17 protein-coding genes are annotated in these 16095 nt (G+C 69.6%); 9 read left to right on the top strand and 8 right to left on the bottom strand.

The window, feature by feature from the left end; genetic code table 11:
• Positions 1–143 precede the first annotated feature (143 nt).
• The 5 genes from boxB to ACS5PM_RS25860 are packed head-to-tail and all read left to right on the top strand — an operon-like array spanning position 144 to position 5728.
• Complete coding sequence (gene boxB / locus ACS5PM_RS25880) at positions 144–1571, top strand: benzoyl-CoA 2,3-epoxidase subunit BoxB (RefSeq protein ID WP_439390709.1); 1428 nt, start codon at positions 144–146, stop codon at positions 1569–1571.
• A 10-nt stretch (positions 1572–1581) separates the two neighbouring features.
• Positions 1582–2856: a benzoyl-CoA 2,3-epoxidase subunit BoxA gene (boxA, locus tag ACS5PM_RS25875; RefSeq protein WP_439390708.1), complete on the top strand. Its 1275-nt coding sequence runs from the start codon at positions 1582–1584 to the stop codon at positions 2854–2856.
• Between the two features lie 44 nt (positions 2857–2900).
• The gene (locus tag ACS5PM_RS25870; protein ID WP_439390707.1) at positions 2901–3923 is read left to right on the top strand and encodes a hypothetical protein; all 1023 of its coding nucleotides are present in this window, start codon (positions 2901–2903) and stop codon (positions 3921–3923) included.
• Positions 3924–3978: 55 nt separating this feature from the next.
• Complete coding sequence (locus tag ACS5PM_RS25865) at positions 3979–5394, top strand: hypothetical protein (protein WP_439390706.1); 1416 nt, start codon at positions 3979–3981, stop codon at positions 5392–5394.
• Positions 5395–5425: 31 nt separating this feature from the next.
• Positions 5426–5728: a hypothetical protein gene (locus ACS5PM_RS25860; protein WP_439390705.1), complete on the top strand. Its 303-nt coding sequence runs from the start codon at positions 5426–5428 to the stop codon at positions 5726–5728.
• Here the strand turns inward: ACS5PM_RS25860 and ACS5PM_RS25855 are convergent.
• The 8 genes from ACS5PM_RS25855 to ACS5PM_RS25820 are packed head-to-tail and all read right to left on the bottom strand — an operon-like array spanning position 5641 to position 13603.
• The gene (locus ACS5PM_RS25855) at positions 5641–6567 is read right to left on the bottom strand and encodes a cytochrome c oxidase assembly protein (protein ID WP_439390704.1); all 927 of its coding nucleotides are present in this window, start codon (positions 6565–6567) and stop codon (positions 5641–5643) included. The genes ACS5PM_RS25860 and ACS5PM_RS25855 overlap by 88 nt on opposite strands.
• Positions 6555–6887 (bottom strand): hypothetical protein, encoded by a 333-nt coding sequence (locus ACS5PM_RS25850; RefSeq protein ID WP_439390703.1) that lies wholly within the window; start codon positions 6885–6887, stop codon positions 6555–6557. Before ACS5PM_RS25850 ends, ACS5PM_RS25855 begins: the two co-directional genes overlap by 13 nt.
• A 33-nt stretch (positions 6888–6920) precedes the next feature.
• Positions 6921–7604 (bottom strand): cytochrome c oxidase subunit 3, encoded by a 684-nt coding sequence (locus ACS5PM_RS25845; protein WP_439390917.1) that lies wholly within the window; start codon positions 7602–7604, stop codon positions 6921–6923.
• A 2-nt stretch (positions 7605–7606) separates the two neighbouring features.
• Positions 7607–9535 carry a cytochrome c oxidase subunit I gene (gene ctaD, locus ACS5PM_RS25840; protein WP_439390702.1) on the bottom strand — a complete coding sequence of 643 codons (1929 nt, stop codon included), beginning with the start codon at positions 9533–9535 and terminating at the stop codon, positions 7607–7609.
• Positions 9532–10503: a cytochrome c oxidase subunit II gene (gene coxB / locus ACS5PM_RS25835; protein WP_439390700.1), complete on the bottom strand. Its 972-nt coding sequence runs from the start codon at positions 10501–10503 to the stop codon at positions 9532–9534. The genes ctaD and coxB overlap by 4 nt, the downstream gene beginning before the upstream one ends.
• 4 nt (positions 10504–10507) lie before the next feature.
• Entirely contained in the window at positions 10508–11011 is a 504-nt protein-coding gene (locus ACS5PM_RS25830) for a c-type cytochrome (protein ID WP_439390698.1), read from the bottom strand.
• Positions 11008–11844, bottom strand: a complete 837-nt coding sequence (locus ACS5PM_RS25825; RefSeq protein WP_439390697.1) for a quinoprotein dehydrogenase-associated putative ABC transporter substrate-binding protein — start codon at positions 11842–11844, stop codon at positions 11008–11010. Before ACS5PM_RS25825 ends, ACS5PM_RS25830 begins: the two co-directional genes overlap by 4 nt.
• On the bottom strand, positions 11825–13603 hold the full coding sequence (locus ACS5PM_RS25820) for a methanol/ethanol family PQQ-dependent dehydrogenase (protein ID WP_439390696.1): 1779 nt from the start codon (positions 13601–13603) through the stop codon (positions 11825–11827). Before ACS5PM_RS25820 ends, ACS5PM_RS25825 begins: the two co-directional genes overlap by 20 nt.
• Positions 13604–13728: 125 nt before the next feature.
• Between ACS5PM_RS25820 and ACS5PM_RS25815 the strand changes: the two genes are divergently transcribed.
• Genes ACS5PM_RS25815 through ACS5PM_RS25800 form a run of 4 tightly spaced genes read left to right on the top strand, consistent with a single transcriptional unit; the run spans position 13729 to position 16045 of the window.
• The gene (locus ACS5PM_RS25815) at positions 13729–14169 is read left to right on the top strand and encodes a hypothetical protein (protein ID WP_439390695.1); all 441 of its coding nucleotides are present in this window, start codon (positions 13729–13731) and stop codon (positions 14167–14169) included.
• A gap of 15 nt (positions 14170–14184) precedes the next feature.
• Entirely contained in the window at positions 14185–15423 is a 1239-nt protein-coding gene (locus tag ACS5PM_RS25810; RefSeq protein WP_439390694.1) for an NRAMP family divalent metal transporter, read from the top strand.
• Positions 15423–15782: a hypothetical protein gene (locus ACS5PM_RS25805; RefSeq protein ID WP_439390693.1), complete on the top strand. Its 360-nt coding sequence runs from the start codon at positions 15423–15425 to the stop codon at positions 15780–15782. Before ACS5PM_RS25810 ends, ACS5PM_RS25805 begins: the two co-directional genes overlap by 1 nt.
• A complete protein-coding gene (locus ACS5PM_RS25800) occupies positions 15764–16045 on the top strand; it encodes a hypothetical protein (RefSeq protein ID WP_439390692.1) in 282 nt (93 codons plus the stop codon). Before ACS5PM_RS25805 ends, ACS5PM_RS25800 begins: the two co-directional genes overlap by 19 nt.
• Positions 16046–16095: the final 50 nt, after the last annotated feature.

The raw sequence follows: 16095 nt of genomic DNA, 5'->3' as shown, positions 1-16095 counted from the left end.
CGACAGGCTCACGGAGAACGGGTGGAGGAGATCCGCCCCTTTCCCCCGTTCGGGCTGAGCCTGTCGAAGCCCCCGATGCGCGCCGCCCACCGTTCTGGCTGAGCTTGTCGAAGCCGAGCAAACCCACCAAGGCAGAGATCACCATGAGCACCATCGACTACAGCGAGAAGATCCCCAACAACGTCAACCTGGCCGAGGACCGCACCCTCAAGCGCGCGCTGGAGCAGTGGCAGCCCAACTTCCTGGGCTGGTGGGACGACATGGGGCCGGACGGCTCGCAGAACTTCGACGTCTACCTGCGCACCGCCATCAGCGTGGATCCGCAGGGCTGGGCCCAGTTCGGCCACGTGAAGATGCCGGACTACCGCTGGGGCATCTTCCTCAACCCGGGCGAGAAGGACCGCAAGATCCACTTCGGCGACCACAAGGGCGAGGACGCCTGGCAGGACGTGCCCGGCGAGTACCGCGCCAACCTGCGCCGCATCATCGTCACCCAAGGCGACACCGAGCCGGCCTCTGTCGAGCAACAACGCCACCTCGGCCTGACCTGCCCCAGCCAGTACGACCTGCGCAACCTGTTCCAGGTCAATGTCGAGGAAGGCCGGCACCTCTGGGCCATGGTCTACCTGCTGCACAAGTACTTCGGCCGTGACGGCCGCGAAGAGGGCGAGGCCCTGCTCGAGCGCCGCAGCGGCCAGCAGGACAACCCGCGCATCCTGCAGGCCTTCAACGAGCCCACGCCGGACTGGCTGAGCTTCTTCATGTTCACCTATTTCACCGATCGCGACGGCAAGTTCCAGCTCTGCGCGCTGGCCGAGTCGAGCTTCGATCCCCTGGCCCGCACGACCAAGTTCATGCTGACGGAAGAAGCGCACCACATGTTCGTGGGCGAGTCGGGGGTGAGCCGCGTCATCCAGCGCACCTGCCAGGCGATGAACGAGCTGAAGACCGACGACCCGGCCAAGCTGCGCGCCGCCGGCGTGATCGACCTGCCCACGCTGCAGCGCTACCTGAACTTCCACTTCTCGGTGACCATCGACCTGTTCGGTGCCGATGAATCCAGCAACGCCGCGACCTTCTACTCCACCGGCCTGAAGGGCCGCTTCGAGGAAGGCAAGCGCGTCGACGACCACCAGCTGCGCGGCCAGACCTACCGCGTCCTGAGCGTCAGCAACGGCCAGCTGATCGAACGCGAAGTGCCCATGCTCAACGCGCTGAACGAGGTGCTGCGCGACGACTACATCAAGGATTCGATCGCCGGCGTCGAGCGCTGGAACAAGGTGATCGAGAAGGCCGGCATCCCCTTCCGCCTGAAGACGCCGCACAAGGCCTTCCACCGCAACATCGGCTCCCTGGCCGGTGCCAAGATCTCGCCCGAGGGCCAGGTGGTGTCCGAGGCCGAATGGGCCGCCAAGGTGGACCAGTGGCTGCCCAGCGCAGTCGACCGTGCCTTCGTCACCAGCCTGATGGGCCGCGTGGTGGAGCCGGGCAAGTTCGCCAACTGGATCGCGCCGCCGGTGATGGGCATCAACCGCCAGCCGGTCGACTTCGAATACGTGCGATTCAACTGAGCCCGCTGCCATGGACATGGCCGTCAAGATCATCAAGCAGCACCTGATCGACCCCGAGATCTGCATCCGCTGCAACACGTGCGAGACGATGTGCCCGGTGGGCGCGATCTCGCACGACTCGCGCAACTACGTGGTCGACGCCACCATCTGCAACTGGTGCAACGACTGCATCTCGCCCTGCCCCACCGGCAGCATCGACAACTACCGGCAGATGCCCCAGGCCAAGGCCTACAGCCTTGAAGAGCAGTTCAGCTGGGATGCCTTGCCGACGGAGCTCAGCCGTGAGCAGCTGACGGCGCTGGCGGGCGCCGACGTGGCCGAAGAAGCGGCCGCACAGCCGCCGGTCGTGGCGCCGGAGCCGGGCACCGAGCCGGCCTTCAACAGCGCGCAATACGGCGCCACGCTGCCGCCCTGGTCGGCAGCCCACGCCTACGCCAACCTCTACGGCCCCAAGTCCGCCGACAAGTCCGTCACCGCCACGGTGACGGGCAACGTGCGCGTCACGGAGGTCGGCAAGGAGTACGACACCCACCACATCGTGCTCGACTTCGGCACCATGCCCTTCCCGGTGCTCGAGGGCCAGTCGATAGGCATCGTCCCCCCGGGCACGGACGACTCCGGCCGGCCGCACCATGCGCGCCAGTACTCCATCGCCAGCCCGCGCAACGGCGAGCGGCCCGGCTACAACAACGTCTCGCTGACCATCAAGCGCGTGCTGGAGGATCACCAGGGCAAGCCGGTGCGTGGCGTGGCCAGCAACTACATGTGCGACCTGAAGGTGGGCGACACGGTGCAGGTGATCGGGCCTTTCGGCACCACCTTCCTGATGCCGAATCACCCGAAGAGCCACATCGTCATGATCTGCACCGGCACCGGCTCGGCGCCGATGCGCGCGATGACGGAGTGGCGTCGCCGGCTGCGCCACTCGGGCAAGTTCGAGGGCGGCAAGCTGTTGCTCTTCTTCGGCGCGCGGACGAAGGAGGAGCTGCCCTACTTCGGCCCGCTGCAAAGCCTGCCCAAGGATTTCATCGACATCAACTTCGCCTTCAGCCGAACCCAGGGACAACCCAAGCGCTATGTGCAGGACCTGATGCGCGAGCGCGCGGCGGACCTCGTGCCCCTGCTGTCCGACCCGAATGCCTTCTTCTATGTCTGCGGCTTGAAGGCGATGGAGGAAGGTGTTGTACTCGCGCTCAGGGAGGTGGCGGAGGCCGCCGGCCTGGATTGGGCTTCGGTCGGGGCCTCGCTGAAGCAGCAGGGCAGGCTGCATCTGGAGACCTACTGACGCCGGCCGCGCCAGCCTCCCTTCACCGCAAGGGAGGCAGCGAGATGTCCGCCATCGTTTCCGTCCGCCGCGCCGCGCTGGCGCTCTTCACCGCCATGGCGGCCACGGCCACCTGGGCCGGCGGCACCTACCAGTTCACCGACCTGGGCACGCTCGGCGGCAACATGAGCCAGGCCCGGGCCATCAATGCGCATGGCCAGGTCGTCGGACTGGTCCACCAGGGCTACCTCCAGAGCCACGCCGCCCTGTGGCAGGACGGCGAGGTGATCGACCTGGGCACGCTCGGAGGAGAGCAGAGCTGGGCGCTCGGGATCAATGACGAAGGGGTCATCGTGGGATCGGCGGCGACCGGGGCCGGCGTCAACCACGCCACCCGGTGGGATGGCGCCGTGCCGACCGACCTGGGCTCCTGGGGAGGCGCGAGCAGTTACGCCGCGGCCATCAACGCCCATGGCGTGATCGCGGGCTACAGCGAAATGTCCGGCCGCCTGCACGCGATCCGCTGGGAGGGCGGCGTGTTCACCGACCTGGGCCCGGGAGAGGCCACCTCCGTCAATGACGCGGGCGTGATCGTCGGCACGGGTCCTCACGACCACGCCACGCGCTGGTACCGCGGCAAGGTCAAGGACCTCGGCACGCTGGGCGGCATCTACAGCCGCGCCGAGGGCGTCAACAACGCCGGCGTCATCGCCGGCTACAGCAGCACCGACCGGAACGAGGCCACCCACGCGGTGCGATGGGATGGCGACACCATGACCGATCTCGGCACGCTGGGCGGCGATGCCGCCTTCGCCCTCGCCATCAACGACGCCGGACAGATCGTCGGCGCGAGCCGGCGGCGGTTCGATACCCTCGGCGGCTACCGCGCAACCTTGTGGGAGAACGGCAAGGTGATCGACCTCAACCATCGCATCGACCCGGCCGTGCGCGACGCCGGCTGGATGCTGAAGTGGGCCTGGAGCATCAACCGCGATGGCGCCATCGTCGGCTTCGCCCGCAACAAGGCGCTCGGCCTGCACAAGCGAGCCTTCCTGCTGACGCCGGTCGCCGAAGAGAAGTCCCCTTAGCGGCACGCCCATTGCCAGACGGCTCCCAATCGCGAGACCGCGAAGGGAGCCCCTCATGTCCGACCTGATCTCATCCGCCGCCGTGCTGGGTGCCGGCGGCCTGGCCGTCGCCAGCCTCGTCGCCAGCATCACCGTCCTGGCCGCCGATCCGCTGCCGCCCGACACCACCTACCGCCCTCTTCCCACCCGGCCCTTCTCGGCCGTCAAGGCCGATGACGAGGCGCAGAAGCCCAAGGTGATGCAACGCCAGAGCGGCCTGCTCAACGAGCGCTACGACCTCGCCAACCGGCCCATTGCGGGCGTGATGATGTCCGGCGGCAAGAAGCCGGTGCAAGGCGGTGTGCGCGTCAAGCTCGCCGGCGGCGCCACCTGGGACGGCCTGGGCAAGCTGAGCCCGGACGAGATCCGGCAGCGCAACCTGCTGCCCGAGGGCTTCAAGCCGCTGCCCCACGTCAAGCATGCGACGGGCGGCCAGGTCTTCCCCACGCTGCAGATCGACGAGATCAACCGTCTGGAACAGCGCGACCTGCGCCGCTTCGACGTCGACTTCGACCTGCCGGACCACGTCACGCCCGAGTTCCCGCCGCCGATCTTCCTGACCACCCATGGCGAGCTGGGCGACGTCTCGCGCGGGCAACTGCTGTCCATCCGCAACTTCTACGAAATCATGAACGGCATCGTCACGCCGGTTCAGATGGAAGGCCTGCGGCTGCTGCTCACGCCCTTCCCGCAGGAGGAGTTCAACATCACGGAGGACCGCAAGGTCGCGCTGCCGAGCCTGGGCGTGGCCTGCCTGGACTGCCACTCGAACTTCCATACCAACGCGGCCTTCCACCTCACGCCCGACATCCGCCCGCAGGCGGCGCGATTCCGGCTCGACACGGTGAGCCTGCGCGGCATGTTCAACCAGCAGATCCACGGCTCCAAGCGCTCGCTGCGCTCGATCGAGGACTTCACCGAGTTCGAGCAGCGCACCGCCTACTTCAACGGCGACCACGTGAGCGCCGCGCGCAAGGGCGTGAACCTGCCCGACCGCGCGAGCCAGGTCGCGATGATGGCCCAGATGCAGAACATCATCGACTTCCCTCCCGCGCCGAAGCTGGACCCGGTCGGCCACCTCGATCCGATGCGCGCCACGCCGCAGGAACTCGCCGGAGAGAAGTTGTTCATGGGCAAGGCCCGCTGCGCGCAGTGCCACATCCCGCAGACCGGCTTCATGGACCAGCAGATGCACGACCTGAAGCTCGAGCGCTTCTACAAGGTCGGCTCGACCAGGAACGACTTCGCCGAGATGCCCGACGGGCCGATCAAGACCTTCACGCTGCGCGGCATCAAGGATTCGCCGCCCTATCTGCACGACGGGCGCCTCATGACGCTGGCCGACACGGTCGAGTTCTTCAACCTGGTGCTGCAGCTCAAGCTGAACCCGCCCGAGAAGGACCAGCTCGTGGCCTATCTGCTGACCTTGTGACGACGCCCCCGATGACCCGACAGGAGGCACCATGCGGCAATTCACCCTCGCCTTCGCGCTGGCCCTGGCCTGCGCACTCGTCGGCCTGATGGGCGCCAGCCTGGCCCACGCCCGGATCGGCGATGACGCCGGCATGGCACCGGCGGCGATGGGCCAGGACGCCCGTCTGCAGCGCCCTGCCGCCTCGACGCTGCCGACGGTGCTGCAACATTTGCAGACGCGGCAGCCGCTCCACGCGCCGCTGGCTCAAGCGCCGGCGTGCCGCCACCCGACGCGGTCCACCGGCGCCGCCAGCAGCAGCTGCCGCGCCAGCAGCAAGGCGGCCACGGCGTAAGCCAGACCGCCGGGCGCCCACATCAGCAAGCCGCCCAGCTGCTGATCGGCCAGGGGCTCCCAGCCGAGCGCCGGAGCGCTGACGGCATAGGCCCGGTACCAGACGCTGGGTGAAAGGGCGAGCAGTGCGCCCAGGGCGCCGCTGTGAAGCATGGTGGTGAAAAGCGACATCAGCGCCACGCCCGGGCGCGGGTGCCGTGCCGAGGCACCGAACACCGTCCACCAGAACAGCAGCGCACTGAAGAGAAAGCTCGCGTGCTGCAGCGCATGCAGGCCGCGATGGTGCAGCGCTGCATCGAAGGCCGCGGGGACGTGCCAGACCCACAGCGCCGCCGCGTGCAGCAGCCAGGCGCTCCAGGCCGTCGTCAGCAGCTTCCAGCCCCGGCGCCATCGGCGGCGATGGAAGGCATGGCCCAGTGCGCGCCGGCCGGCCGGCGGCAGGGCCCACGCCCAGGCGGCCAGGGGCCGGCCCAGCACCAGCAGCGGCGCGGCCAGCACCATCAGCAGCTCGTGCTGAAGCATGTGGGCCCAGAAAAGCCAGGCGCCCAGGCTGTCCAGCGGCGACAGCAGTGCCGCCACCAAGGCCAGCCAGCCGGCCACGTACGCACCGACGCGCCAGCGTCGAAGCCCACGGCCCGCCCCGGCATGACGCCACAACCGTGCCACGCCGAGCGCATACCAGCCCAGGCTCAAGAGCAGGCAGACCATCACCCACGGCTCGAACACCCATCCGCCCGCCAGGAGCACCGGCGAGCCCGCCGCCGCGGCAGGGTCCTCCCCGAGGTGGGCCCAGGCGCCGGAACCGGCCGCCCCCAGCAGGCCGGCGATCAGGAAACGCACGGCGGCAGCCACCACAGTGGCACCCACATCGCCAGGATCGCGACGCTGGACAGCACACCGACCCCCGTGGAGGCACAGGCAATGAAGTAGGCGTTGGTTCCGCGCCCGTCCGCGTCGGCATGGCCCGCCGCCGGCGCACCCCGCCGCGCCTCGGTCCAGGCCATCGCCGTGGCGACCAGCGTGGCCAGCAGGAAGACCAGCGGCACGAGATGCAGCAGCACGTCATGCTGATGTGCGCAACCCGGCGTGGTGAGCGCATAGGCCACCGCCTGCTCGGCCAGGGCCAGCAGCGGGGCGAGGATCAATGCGGGCCAGCTCATGGTGAACACTGCGGACGGCGGTCGGAATCCCTCTCAGCCTGCCAGCCAGGGCTGGGGCAAGAGGTAGACCAGCCCGTAGATCGGAATCCAGGCCAGCACGACGAAGTACCAGTACACCGCGCTCTCGCTCACGTCGACGAAGCGCCGCGCGGGCAAGGGTTTCTTGAACAGCAGGGCGGCCAGCACGAAGGAGTCGCCGAAGTCCGTCAGCAAGTGCACCGTGTGCAGCCCCATCAGCAGCCACACGATGGAGCCATAGGCGTCGTCGTCCCAGCGGCAATGGAGGTTCTCGAACTCCAGCCAGCGGATGACGAGGAAGGCCGCGGCCCAACCCACGCACGCCAGCATCCCCAGCCGCGTGCGCCGCAGGTCGAGCTTCTCGGCCGACTTCTTGGTCCAGTGGTTCGGCACCACACTGGTCAGCATCACGACGGTGTTGAGCGTGCCCCACATGAGCGCGGGCGGCAGCGTCGAGAGCGGCCAGACCGGCGCATGCGTCCGCAGGTACAGCAGCATCACCGCGGCCAGCGCGAAGACGCAGCCCTCGATGCCCATCATGCCGGCGGTCCCCCACCACATCAGGCTGCGGTGGGAGAAGCCGAAGCTCGGCAACGCCGAGACGTCCAGCGCCTCGCCGGCCGCCACCACGTCCGCCTGCGAACTTTGCAGCTGCCAGTCGGCCTCTTCGCGGCCGGCGAGTTTGCGAGTCAGCGGCATCGTCACGGGGAGCGCTCCAGCAGCATCTCCTGCTGCGATTGCTCGCGGCTCGGCCAGAACCACGCGATGAGCGCGATGGCCAGCGGGATGGAGCCCCAGACCACCGCCCAGGGCGTGAAGATCGACGCGATGAACAACACGGTCGTCGCGACCGCGGCGACGAAGGGCCAAGGCGAAGGCGTGGGGAAGACCACGCGGTGGTCCGGCCGCGCCTCGACCACGGTGGTCACCAGGACCTCGCGCTGGTTGACCGCCAGGCCGCCCACCTGCACCGGCTCCTCGGCCGCCTGCCACAGCGGCTCGCGGCCGTGGACGACCGGCGGCGCTTCGAAGTTGACGGCCGGCGGCGGCGAGGCCGTGGCCCATTCCAGCGTGCCGGCATTCCAGGGGTTGGCGCCCGCGACCTCGCCGTGACGCGCGCTGCGCCAGACGTTGACCACGAACAGCAACGCACTGGCGGCGATGGTGAAGGCCCCGACGGTGGCCAGCAGGTTCATGCCTTCCCAGCCCATGCCGGCCGGGTAGGTGTAGACCCGCCGGGGCATGCCGTGCAGGCCGAGCAGGTGCATGGGGAAGAAGGTCAGGTTGAAGCCGACGAAGAACAGCCAGAAGTTCCAGCGGCCCAGGGTCTCGCTCATCATCCGGCCGGTGATCTTGGGGAACCAGTAGTAGATGGCCCCGAACAGCGGGAAGACCGCGCCGCCTATCAGCACGTAGTGCAGGTGGGCGACGACGAAGTAGGTGTCGTGCACCTGCAGGTCCAGCGGCACCATGCCCAGCATGATCCCCGACAGCCCGCCCAGCACGAGCACGAAGAAGAAGGCCAGCACGAACAGCAGGGGCGTGCGCAGCCAGAGCTTGCCGGTCGCCAGCGTGGCGAGCCAGCAGAAGATCTGCAGGGCCGAGGGCAGCGCGATGGCCATGCTCATCGCGGTGAAGAAGGCCTTGCCCACCTCCGGCAGGTTGGTGGCGAACATGTGGTGCACCCACAGGCCGAAGGACATGAAGCCCGTGGCCACCAGCGCCAGCACCATCGCGGTGTAGCCGAACACCGGCCGGCGCGAGAAGGTCGCGATGATGTGCGACATGAAGCCCAGGGCCGGCACGAAGATGAAGTAGACCTCGGGGTGGCCGAAGAACCAGAACAGGTGCTGCCAGAGCAGCACGTCGCCACCCTCGGCGGGGTTGTAGAAATGCGTGCCGATCAGCCTGTCCATGATCAGCGCGGTGCTGGCCAGCATCACCGAGGGCATGGCGAACATCACCATGAGCGAAGTGACCAGCATCGCCCACGCGAACAGCGGCATGCGGTTGAGCGTCATCCCTGGGGCGCGCAACTTCAGGATGGTGACCAGGATGACCACCGCCGTCACCAGGCCCGAGGTCTCGCTGAAGGTGATCATCTGGGCCCAGATGTCGGCGCGCTTGCCGGGGCCGTAATCGGGGCCGGCCAGCGGCACGTAGGAGAACCATCCGTTGTCCGGCCCCACGTTCAGCAGCAGCGCGACGAACAGCATCAGCGCGCCGAAGAGGTAGATCCAGTAGGCGTAGGCGTTCAGCCGCGGGAAGGCGATGCTGCGCGCGCCCAGCATCGGCGGCAGCAGCCAGATCGCCACCGCCTGCATCACCGGCACCGCGAAGAGAAACATCATCGTCGTGCCGTGCACCGTGAACAGCTGGTTGTACAGGTCCGGCCCGATGAGCCCGCTGTTGGGCCGGGCGAGCTGGATTCGCATCAGGAGGGCCAGCGCGCCGGCGGCCACGAAGAACACGAAGGTGCTGACGATGTAGCGCTGGCCGATCTCCTTGTGGTTGATGGCACAGAACCAGCCCAGCAGACCGGGAGGATCGCTCCAGGTGCGCTCCAGCGCGGCCGCGTCCGCGGCGGTCGGCGGCACGGCGTTGGTGCGGGTCAGCTCGGTCTCGTTCATTGCAGGCTCTGCAGGTAGGCCACGACCGCGTGCAGCTCGTCGGGCTTGAAGGCATGGGCCGGCATCGCCACGCCGGGCTTGTGGGCCGAGGGGTCGGTGATCCACGCGGCCAGGTGCGCCGGGTCGTTGGGCAAGGCACCGGCCGCGAGGGTGGCGCGCCCGGCCAGATGCGTCAGGTCCGGTCCGCTGCGGGCCCCGGCCTCGGTACCGGCGATGCGATGGCACATGACGCAATCGCCGCCGAGCACGATGCGCCGGCCCTGCAGCGCCAGCGTGTCGGTGGGAGTCTTCGCCGGCTGCCGTTGCGTGCTCGCCCACTCGTCGAAGCCTGCCTGCGACTCCACGATCACCGGCAGCGCCATCCAGGCGTGCTGCCAGCCGCAGAACTCCGCGCAGGTGGCACGGTAGGCGCCGGGCCGGTCGGCCCGCAGGACGAGGGTGGCGGTGCGCCCCGGGATCAGGTCTTTCTTGCCGGCCAGGCTGGGGATCCACAGGCTGTGGATCACGTCCGCCGAGCGCAGCGTGAGGACCACCGGCCGACCGACCGGCAGGTGGAGTTCATTGGCGGTGTCGAAGGTGCGCGAGGGATCGGGATCGTCGTAGTGCACCGCCCACCACCATTGGTGGCCCGTCACCTCCACGTGCAGCGCGCCTTGCAAGGGCAGCGCCGCCAACGCCCTGTCGGTGGCCACGCTTTGCACGAGCAGGGCGCCGAGCAGCACGGCCGAGATCGACAGCGCCCAGGCCACGGCGCGCCGGGGGCCGGCCTCGGGAACCGCCAGCCCGCCGAGCTCCGCCGGCGTCTCTCGCGTGGCGCGGCCCGAACGGCGCAGGGCGAACGCCAGCGCGGCCAGCACTGCCAGGAACACCAGCAGGCAGACCGCGAGCGTCAGCCGCCAGAGGTCGAGGATCTCCCCCGCTTGGGGGCCGGCGGTCCACAGGGCGCTGTGCCAGAGGCCGGTGTCCATGGCGTCAGCTCCCCGCAGGCGACGACGACGGCGCCTCGCGAACGGGGGCCAGGCGGTCGCGGCGCGATTCGGGCGGGCCTGCACTGAGCGCGTCGCTGCGGTTGGCGGCGACGTCGGTGCGCAGCTGGCCGCTCATGGAGCGGATGTACGCCGCGAGCTGCAACGCCTGGTCGGGAGGAATGCGTCCGGCGAAGCCAGGCATGCCGTTGGGCCGGCCCTGCAGGATGGACTGCACGATCTCGGCGCTGCTCGCGCCATAGCGCCACTTCGCATCCATCAGCGGCGGGCCCATGTTGCCGCCGCCGTTGCCATGGCAGCCGCTGCAGTTGTACCAACGGTAGAGCCGCTTGCCCTGCGTGACGTCGTAAGCCACGCGCTCCTGCGCCGGCGTGACCGAAGCCGCGTCGGAGCCGGGCGCGGCCGCGAGGGGGCCGTTCAGATGGCGTTGCTCGCGTTCGCACGCCCCCAGCAACAGGGCGACGGCGAGCATGCTGGCCAGGGGTCTCATCGCGTCGCCCCCTGCAGCGGCCACCGCGGCACTTCGTAGCGCGCGAGGATGGCATCGATGTCGGCCTGGCGGCGGGACAGGGCCTGGTCGAGTTCTCGACGCAGGGCCTCGCCCGAAGGGTCGCGGCGCACGCCCAGGGCGATCGCATAGTCGAAAGGCACGCTGCCCAGTTCACGCGGCGGCGCCAGCGGCAGCACCCGCATCGGCACCGCCGCCTGGGCAGCGAACCAGCCCGCCTGCGGCCCCCACACCATGGCCGCATCCAGCTCGCCGCGCGAGAGCGCAGCGATCATCCGCTCGCCGGCCGGGCCCTCGCCATCGACGGTGAACCCGACCACATGCTCGACGGCGCCCCTGAGCGCGAGCGCATGGCCGGGCGGCGTGGCGGCGAGGTCGTCGCCCACCAGCTGCACGCCGATGCGCAGCTCCTTCAGCCGCGGGTCGTCGAAGCCGGCGAGCGGCCTGGCATCGGCCTGTCTCGTGACGAGCACATAGCTCGACCGGTAGTACGGCGCGCTGGCGGCCAGGCGATCCAGCCCGGCGGGCACGCCCAGCAACAGGTCGCACTCTCCGCTGCCGAGCGTCTTGCGCACCAGGCCGCGCCGCTGCGGTTGCCAGGCGTAGCGCAGCTCGCGGTGCAGTTCGCCGGCCAGCAGCTCGGCGATGCGGTTCTCGAAGCCGCTGCCGTCGCGCCGCGAGTACGGCAGGTTGTCCGGGTCCGCGCAGACGCGCAGCGGCTCGGCGCCGCTGGCCGCCGGCGAGCCGAAGACCAGGGCGAAGGCCGCGCCGACCAGGGCGAGCGCGAACACGTGTTCAAGGAAGCGCGAAGACATACAGCCTGCCTCCGGCCGAAGTGGCTTGCGGCAAATCCTTCATCGCATTGACGAAGCCTGTCGCAGCCGTCGGATCCTGCGCGTCCAGCGGGCCGCTGACGATGGCGCCGGCCCAGCCGCCCACGCCGGCGAGGACCGCGACGTACTGCTTGCCATCGGGCCCGCGGTAACTCACCGGCTGGCCGATGACGCCGGACGAGGTCTTGAAGCGCCACAGCTCTGCGCCGCTCTTTGCGTCGAGGGCCTTGAACCAGCCGTCCATCGTGCCGTAGAAGACCAGGTCGCCGGCGGTGACCAGCGCGCCGCTCCATACCGGGAACTTTTCTCGCACTTCCCAGGCCTTGTGGCGTGCCACCGGGTCCCAGGCGGTGAACACCCCCCGGTGGCCGCCGGGGCCCGGCCGCATCTTCACCTCGATGCCGACGTAGGGCGTGCCGGCGATGTAGCTGGTCTCCAGCGTCATCGCGTCCTGGCACAGGTTCTGGTGAGGGATGTAGAGCAGCCTCGTGCGCGGCGACCAGGCGCTGGGCTGCCAGTCCTTGCCGCCGGGCGAGCCGGGGCAGATGTCGCGCACCGACTCGCCGACCCGCGGATCCTTCGCCGGGTTCATGCGCGGGCGGCCGGTGTCCAGGTCCACGCCCTGGCTGGTGGTGATGGGCACGAAGGGATCTGCCGACAGCACCTGGCCGGTGGCGCGGTCCAGTACGTAGAGATAGCCGTTGCGATCGGCGTGCAGGAGCACCTTGCGCAGGCGGCCGCCGATCTCGAGGTCCACCAGCACGTTCTCGTTGGTGCCGTCGTAGTCGTGCAGGTCGTGCGGCGACCACTGGTAGAACCACACCGCCTCGCCGGTATCGGGCCGGCGCGCGAAGACGCCGGCCGTCCACTTGTTGTCGCCCGGGCGCTGCTCGGGGTTCCAGGGCCCGGGGTTGGCCGTCCCTGCATAGACAAGGTCCAGCGCCTGGTCGTAGGAGATGAAGCCCCAGACGTTGCCGCCGCCTATCTTCCAGGCCTCGCCGGGCCAGCTCTTCACGCCCAGGTCGCTGCCGCGATCGGAGGCGTAGAAGGGCTTGAACAGCGGGCCGATCAGCACGTCGGCGTCGGGGCCGGTCGAATAGGCTTTCCAGGCGATGCGGCCGGTTGCGGCATCGAGGGCCGCCAGCCAGCCGCGCACGCCCATCTCGCCGCCGCTGTTGCCCACCAGCACCTTGCCCTTGACCAGCAGGGGCGCCATGGTGATGGTCTCTCCCTTGGTCACGTCGCCCAGCGGCGTGCGCCAGAGCTCCTTGCCGGTGGCCGTCTCGAGCGCGATGGCCTGGCCGTCCAGCGTGTTGAAGAACAGGCGCCCATCGGCATAGGCGGCGCCGCGGTTGACCACGTCGCAGCAGGCCACGCCCTGCGAGTGCGGGGCGGGCTGCGGGTCGAACTTCCACTTCACCTTGCCCTTGCCCTGGCGCAGGTCAAGCGCATAGACGGTGTTCGGGTACGGCGTGACGAGGTACATCGTGTCGCCCACGACCAGCGGCGCCGCCTCGTGGCCCTTGCTGCTGCCGGTGTCGAAGCTGAAAGCCAGCGTGAGGCGCGAGGCGTTCGACTGGTTTATCAGGGCCAAGGGCGAGTAGCGCGTATTGGCGTGGTCGCCGGCCGCCATGGTCCACTGGCCCGCCGGAGCCGGTGACTGGCCGAGCGCTGCTCCGCCGGCCAGCCAGGCCGCCGCACAGCAGCAGAACTTCACCACGGCGCGACGCGCGAAAGACATGCCACTTCGCCTCGGGGGCGACGGCCCCCGCCCGCCGCCGACTCGGCAAGCCGCGTGCCAAATCCGGGCATGTCCCGGGCATGTCGCCTGCCCGGCCGTGATCATCACGATCGCCCGGAGACCCGATGCGAGGCCCTTCATTCGCCAGGCACCCTGGCCTGCTGGCGGCCGTGTCCTTGTGCTTTTGCTGCTGCCAGACCGTGCTGGCCGACAGCGCCACCACCGAGCTGCGGATCGCGATCGGCCTGCTGCGGTCGCAGGCCGCCGAGCTGGAGCTCCTGCAAGCCGAGAGCCGCCGCGTGCGCTTGCCGGAGCGTGCGGTGCGCGGACACGCCATCCAGCTCGGCCTGGCGGTCCAGCGTGCCCGCGAGCAGCTGGACAAGGCTCCCGCGCCCGCCTCGGCCGCCGCGATCCGCGCTGACGCGCAGGCTGCGGGTCAGCAGCTTGCCGCCCTGGTGCTCGTGCTTTCGGAGCACGGCCCGGCCCGGCAGGATCCCGCAGCCTTGCAGGCCGTGCCGGCGCTGCGCGAGCGCCTGCAGCACGACGAGGCGGCCCTGCCGCACTGAGCGCCGGGACAGACGATGGGCCAGTTCGCGGAAGTCTTCCTCGGCATCCTCACCGCGATGGGCGGCTTCGTCGAGATCGGCGAGCTGACCTTCTCGCTCAACGCAGGGACGCGCTTCGCGCACCAGCTGCTGTGGGTGAGCCTGCTGGGCACCGTCGGGATCATGGCCTATTGCGAGATGGCCGGGCGCGTGGCCGCCGTCAAGCATCGGCCGGTGTTCAGCCTCATCCGTGAGCGGGACGGCTTCAACGCCGGCGCGGTGACGCTGGTCGCCTCGCTGGTGGTGAGCCTGCTGACCTGCGCCGCCGAGGTCGGCGGCGTCGCGCTGCTGTGGCAGCTGATGTCCGCCTGGCCCTACCGGCCCCTGATGCTGGGTGCGATGCTGTTCCTGCTGCTCGTCGTCTGGTTCCTGCCGTTCCAGTGGATAGAGCGCCTCTACGGCCTGGGCGGCCTGATGATGATCGTCTTCCTGGTGGCCCTGGTGGCCGGCCAGCCGGACTGGGGCGAGATGGCCAGGGGATTCGTCCCGAGCTGGCCGCAGGACCTGTCGGCGCGCGAGCAGCTGCTGTATGCCTACTTCGCCGTCGCCCTGCTGAGCTCCATCATGCTGCCCTACGAGACCTACTTCTATGCCTCGGGCGGCATCGAGGACCAGTGGACGCCCAAGGAGGTGCCGATGAACCGTCTCGTGGTGATCGTCGGCTTCGGCCTGGGAGCCTTGTTGTCGGTCGCGCTCATCAGCCTGGGGGCCGAGTTCTTCGCACCGCTGGCGATCGACCCGCAGTCGCCCGGGCCCGCAGCGTTGGCGGCGGTGGCGCACTTCGGCCGCATCGGCCTGTGGCTGGCGGTGGGAGGCATGTTCTTCGCCTTCGGCGGGGCGGCCATCGAGACCTGTCTGTCCGGCGCCTACAACCTGGCGCAGTTCGCCGGCTGGCCCTGGGGCAAGCAGCACCGCAAGCGCGACACCGCACGCTTCACGCTGGCGTGGGTCGCGATCCTGCTGTTGTCGGGGCTGGTGGTCGTCACCGGGATCGACCCGGTGCAGGTCGTCGAGTATTCGATCGTCGCGTCGGTGCTGGTGCTGCCCTTGTCCTACTTCCCGCTGCTGATGGTCGCCCAGGACCGGAAGATCATGGGCCGCCATGCCAACGGCTGGCTGGCCAACACGCTGGGCTGGTTCTATCTCGTGACCATCACGCTCGCGGCCGTGGCGGCCTTGCCGCTGTTCTTCCTCACCAACGAGGGCCAGGGCTGATGGCGACCAGGACCGACCGCCGCCGCGCGCGCCCGCTGCACCTGCTGCGCGAGGTGCTGGACCACGAGATCGTCGACGTCGAGGGTCGCTCGTGCGGCATGGTCGACGACATCGAACTCGAGTGGACGACGGACGGCCCGCGGGTGGTCGCGCTGCAGCTGGGCCCGGGCGCGTGGAGCCGGCGCCTGCCGCGGGCGCTGGGCGCGCTCGCGCGCCGGGTGTTCGGCCGGGCGGTGGTCCGCATCCCCTGGGCCGAGGTGGTGGAGATCTCGGAGGTGATCCGCCTGAGCTCGCGCGCGAGCACCTGGGGCGCGGGCGCCCTGGACAGGAGACTCGGACGATGGATGCCGAGGGGTTGAAGCCGCGCACGCTGAGCGAGCTGGACGCGCTGCGCCTGGTGGGCGAGGACGGGCGCCGCCTGGGCCGGCTGTTCGACCTGGTCTGCCCCTGGAAGCCGGGCGAGCCGCAGGGCGCGATCGAGCAGCTCGTCCATGGGCGCATCGGGCTGCTGGAGCGTGTCGGGCTGGTCCGGCAAGAGCCGGCTTCGCTGCCCTGGTCCTGCGTCCGGCGCATCGAGCGCCAGGCGATCGTGGTGATCGCCGAATCGCCCCCTGACCGCTGACGCTTTGCGCATTCGACGCTGCGCCGCCGGCGGGCATGTGGCTTGCTCAA

The sequence above is a fragment of the Ideonella flava genome, assembly GCF_051857595.1.
Lineage (GTDB): Bacteria > Pseudomonadota > Gammaproteobacteria > Burkholderiales > Burkholderiaceae_C > Ideonella.
The sequence above is the reverse complement of the archived record's forward strand: the minus strand, read 5'-3'. Positions and strand labels throughout refer to the sequence as shown.

Coding starts and splice junctions, on each gene's coding strand:
- boxB (WP_439390709.1), top strand. CDS start 144: ATGAGCACCATCGACTACAGCGAGAAGATCCCCAACAACGTCAACCTG.
- boxA (WP_439390708.1), top strand. CDS start 1,582: ATGGACATGGCCGTCAAGATCATCAAGCAGCACCTGATCGACCCCGAG.
- ACS5PM_RS25870 (WP_439390707.1), top strand. CDS start 2,901: ATGTCCGCCATCGTTTCCGTCCGCCGCGCCGCGCTGGCGCTCTTCACC.
- ACS5PM_RS25865 (WP_439390706.1), top strand. CDS start 3,979: ATGTCCGACCTGATCTCATCCGCCGCCGTGCTGGGTGCCGGCGGCCTG.
- ACS5PM_RS25860 (WP_439390705.1), top strand. CDS start 5,426: ATGCGGCAATTCACCCTCGCCTTCGCGCTGGCCCTGGCCTGCGCACTC.
- ACS5PM_RS25850 (WP_439390703.1), bottom strand. CDS start 6,887: ATGAGCTGGCCCGCATTGATCCTCGCCCCGCTGCTGGCCCTGGCCGAG.
- ACS5PM_RS25845 (WP_439390917.1), bottom strand. CDS start 7,604: ATGCCGCTGACTCGCAAACTCGCCGGCCGCGAAGAGGCCGACTGGCAG.
- ctaD (WP_439390702.1), bottom strand. CDS start 9,535: ATGAACGAGACCGAGCTGACCCGCACCAACGCCGTGCCGCCGACCGCC.
- coxB (WP_439390700.1), bottom strand. CDS start 10,503: ATGGACACCGGCCTCTGGCACAGCGCCCTGTGGACCGCCGGCCCCCAA.
- ACS5PM_RS25830 (WP_439390698.1), bottom strand. CDS start 11,011: ATGAGACCCCTGGCCAGCATGCTCGCCGTCGCCCTGTTGCTGGGGGCG.
- ACS5PM_RS25825 (WP_439390697.1), bottom strand. CDS start 11,844: ATGTCTTCGCGCTTCCTTGAACACGTGTTCGCGCTCGCCCTGGTCGGC.
- ACS5PM_RS25820 (WP_439390696.1), bottom strand. CDS start 13,603: ATGTCTTTCGCGCGTCGCGCCGTGGTGAAGTTCTGCTGCTGTGCGGCG.
- ACS5PM_RS25815 (WP_439390695.1), top strand. CDS start 13,729: ATGCGAGGCCCTTCATTCGCCAGGCACCCTGGCCTGCTGGCGGCCGTG.
- ACS5PM_RS25810 (WP_439390694.1), top strand. CDS start 14,185: ATGGGCCAGTTCGCGGAAGTCTTCCTCGGCATCCTCACCGCGATGGGC.
- ACS5PM_RS25805 (WP_439390693.1), top strand. CDS start 15,423: ATGGCGACCAGGACCGACCGCCGCCGCGCGCGCCCGCTGCACCTGCTG.
- ACS5PM_RS25800 (WP_439390692.1), top strand. CDS start 15,764: ATGGATGCCGAGGGGTTGAAGCCGCGCACGCTGAGCGAGCTGGACGCG.